Source organism: uncultured Microbulbifer sp., from assembly GCF_947489355.1.
Taxonomy (GTDB): domain Bacteria; phylum Pseudomonadota; class Gammaproteobacteria; order Pseudomonadales; family Cellvibrionaceae; genus Microbulbifer.
In genome coordinates this window covers 1-3,242 of sequence record NZ_CANLDD010000119.1, presented here as the reverse complement: position 1 = coordinate 3,242, position 3,242 = coordinate 1, and the positions used below count along the sequence as shown (strand labels likewise).

Below are 3,242 nucleotides of genomic sequence, written 5' to 3'. Positions count from 1 at the left end.
AAAAGCGAGAAGTCTACGGGCAACTGGCCGCTTTTTCTAGCTCCATTGAGATATGCACTTACAAGTTGAATCTAGGACCGAATAATGGGGAATCCAGGGCGATAAAATTAAGGAAAACTTAATTTATAGAGATCCTCTTTAGATATATAGCTACAAATGGATAAGGGGAGAAATCCGCTAAATCAGTTTAGACGGACTGTTAAAACGCTCCATTTCAGGATTGAGTGAGGCTTTGAAGTGTTGCATAATCTACCTGGTTTATTCGAGATTAATAACAGTTCAAAGCTGACAGTACTACCAGATTCGGCACCCGATACAAACACTCATCGGTCGCCTCACTCCCAATTACAACCCGCAGGTTCACCGTGCACTATATGCTTCTGTTCAGCTTCTCGCACTTGGAGCCCTTGGCCACAAAGCTGATTTGCCTAAATCCCTGTAATCGCACCTTAATTGTGGCGCCTGTTATGTTCAGGCAGCGTCAGGGCGGAACAATCGCAAAACTCGGTTTTAGTGTGCTCGCGCAACTGGTATCTGTGAGAAATCAGTCGTATAGGCTGGCGATAAAAACTCGCGTTTCATCTTCCAGTTTTCAGAGAGTTTCGCGCTACCCAGAACTACTTTCCCCCGGCCAAACCGTTTGTTGACTGCCGAAAGGCAATTGGCTACACCATCAGCTTTTGCCGAGTTCACGCCAAACAGGTCACTCTGAGATTCAGACGCAATCTCAAGGGTAGATAACATCACAGCAGCGCGCCGGTATTCATGACCTCTGACAAACGCTTCCCGCAAGCAGCTGCGCGCCGCCTGTGCCAATACTTGCGGTGCACTGCTCGCTGGACTGAGGGCTGTGTAGGCGGACTGCTCTAGCCAGCCGCCCCCCGGCGCCCTGCCCTGTATTGAGACAGCCAGCCTCCCAGCTACACCGTTCTGCGCTTCAAGCTTTTCGCAAGTCAACAGCACATGGTTCGCGATTGAAGCCATCAGCCCATCAAAGTCAGTAATGTGCTGGCCGAACATGCGCCCGGATACGATTTCGTTTTTCGCTTCATCGAATGATGTCAGCTCAATACAAGGTGTCCCCTGCAGCTCACGGATGGTCCGCTCGATAGTGACCCCGAACGCCTTGCGCATAGTGGGTATATGGGATACAGACAGGTCCCATGCGGTTTCAATACCTATTGGCGTAAAACGCTGCGCCAGTCTGCGACCAATGCCCCAAACCTCACTGACCGGTAGTTGCTTTAACAATTGCTGGCGCTGATATTCGGAGCTTAGTTGCAAGACGCCGCCCGGAATACCGAGCGTTTTCGCAAAATGGTTACACACCTTCGTGAGCGTACGTGTAGGCGCTATACCGGCGCAGCAAGGCATTGAGGTCCACTGGCGCACGGCAGCAACCAAACGCTGGCAGTGGGCTGCCAGTTGCTCACCAAAGCCTCGGAAATGCAGGAAGCTCTCATCAATGCTGTACTGCTCCACATCGGGACAGAACTGCTCCAGCGAGGCAACAAACCGACAGGACATATCGTGGTATAGCGTGTAGTTGCTGCTGCGAGCCACGACTCCATGCTCCTCAAATAGTTTACGTACCTCGAAAACGGGGGTTCCCATCTTCACATTCATCGCCTTAACTTCAGCACATCGAGCAATGACACAGCCGTCGTTGTTGGAATAGACCACAACGGGCTTGTTCCGAATACACGGGTCAAAGGCCCTTTCCGAGGACACGTAGAAATTGTTGATGTCTACCAGCGCAATTTGGTTCGACTGTAAATCCCAGCGCTTCATTCTAACCCCCTGTGGCGCGTCAGACTGGCGATCACGACACCATCCAGGCCGTATTTCGGAACGCTCTCAAGAGCAATGTCGGGGTATTCCGAGTTGCCTGACACAAGGCGGTCTGGTCTCGTCCGGTACTGCTTGACCAGGAACCCCTCAATACACCCAGCGATAACAATATCACCGTCATGCAGATCACAGCTGCGGTCAACCACTAACAGGCTTCCGGGGTGGATACCATTATCAATCATTGATCGCCCTTCGGCCCTCACCAGGTAGGTGGCGTAAGGCCGACGGATAAGCCAGCTGTGTATCGATTCAGGTGTGAATCCAGGGTCAACACGGCGTCGGTATAACCTCACGGTAGCTGCTACCACGATGCCAGCGCTCACCTCCGGCATAGACTCACAAGGCCAAGACAGTAAGTCATCCACTTCAGTAAACCAAAGCTGATCTCCTGCCACAGGTCGTAAAGACTGGTCCAGAATCAGGTAAGTACGGCCGCCGGCGCCGAACGGCACGAGTTGACAGTTGACTCTTTGAGGCCAGAGCCAATCGTCGATGACCAATGGCTTCGCCGCGTAAGCCGCTGCTGGAGATGGGAAACCCGCCGAGACGGGAATCAGAATTAGGGGAATCGGAATAACTGTACACATATACAGTATTTTGAGCAAGCCTCGCCAACTGGTCAAGCTCGCTAGATCAAATCACCAGCAGACAGTCGTAAGGGACCAACTCTCGGCCTTTAAATGGTAAATATTTCTAAAAAATCGATATTTAAGATGTCGTGTCTAGCCCTTTGCTTACTGCAATTACCTTACCCGCGATGGCTTGGGGCTGGCTCAGGCCGACACTTTTAGCAGGCTGCTAGCTAAGATGGGGAGTTCTTCACTACAAACGTCCCAGGTTGGTCTCTTTTCCTATCTAACCAAATGTTACATCTTCAGATTTGATCCCAAGACAGTTTTCATTCATTAGTTTTTCTCATAAAGGGGTAGATGGATAGCTCAAGTCTCATGAAGAATTTAGGGCCAATCGGAAAGCATGCCCTCCCCCCATCAATAGCACCTTGCTAACCTTTCCTACATTCACGATCTACAAGCTTCAATAGCGTTGGCATTCGATGTTTACCATGCATTGAAGAGATATAACTCTTTGCTATCTGATCCCCAATGCCTACAGCCGTAACATACAATGGCTTTTTACTCTCCCCTCTAAATACTTCTGACTCGGAGTTTGAATCTTTAAAAGCCGTTTTTGCGACACCGATAATCGGTATTTTTTTATCTAATGCTTCGTACAAACGCATACCCAAGCCGGGCTTTAGCTCTTGGCCCAACACAACATAACCATCAATAACTATAATATCCGGAGTTAAATCATAACGCGGATTCAACCTTGAAGCGCATACCATTTATGCGGCTTGTGCCGCCAAGTAATTATCCATTAAATCTTCTGGT

Annotated in this window: 3 protein-coding genes; all 3 read right to left on the bottom strand. The window is 49.8% G+C overall.

Translation table 11 applies throughout. From position 1 onward, the window contains the following. Positions 1 to 510 precede the first annotated feature (510 nt). Complete coding sequence (locus Q1A48_RS20815; protein WP_299948709.1) at positions 511 to 1,791, bottom strand: Y-family DNA polymerase; 1,281 nt, start codon at positions 1,789 to 1,791, stop codon at positions 511 to 513. After that, positions 1,788 to 2,183 carry a S24 family peptidase gene (locus tag Q1A48_RS20810; protein WP_299948711.1) on the bottom strand — a complete coding sequence of 132 codons (396 nt, stop codon included), beginning with the start codon at positions 2,181 to 2,183 and terminating at the stop codon, positions 1,788 to 1,790. Before Q1A48_RS20810 ends, Q1A48_RS20815 begins: the two co-directional genes overlap by 4 nt. Before the next feature lie 671 nt (positions 2,184 to 2,854). Continuing rightward, a complete protein-coding gene (locus Q1A48_RS20805) occupies positions 2,855 to 3,178 on the bottom strand; it encodes a hypothetical protein (RefSeq protein WP_299948707.1) in 324 nt (107 codons plus the stop codon). Positions 3,179 to 3,242: the final 64 nt, after the last annotated feature.

Coding starts and splice junctions, on each gene's coding strand:
- Q1A48_RS20810 (WP_299948711.1), bottom strand. CDS start 2,183: ATGCCGGAGGTGAGCGCTGGCATCGTGGTAGCAGCTACCGTGAGGTTA.
- Q1A48_RS20815 (WP_299948709.1), bottom strand. CDS start 1,791: ATGAAGCGCTGGGATTTACAGTCGAACCAAATTGCGCTGGTAGACATC.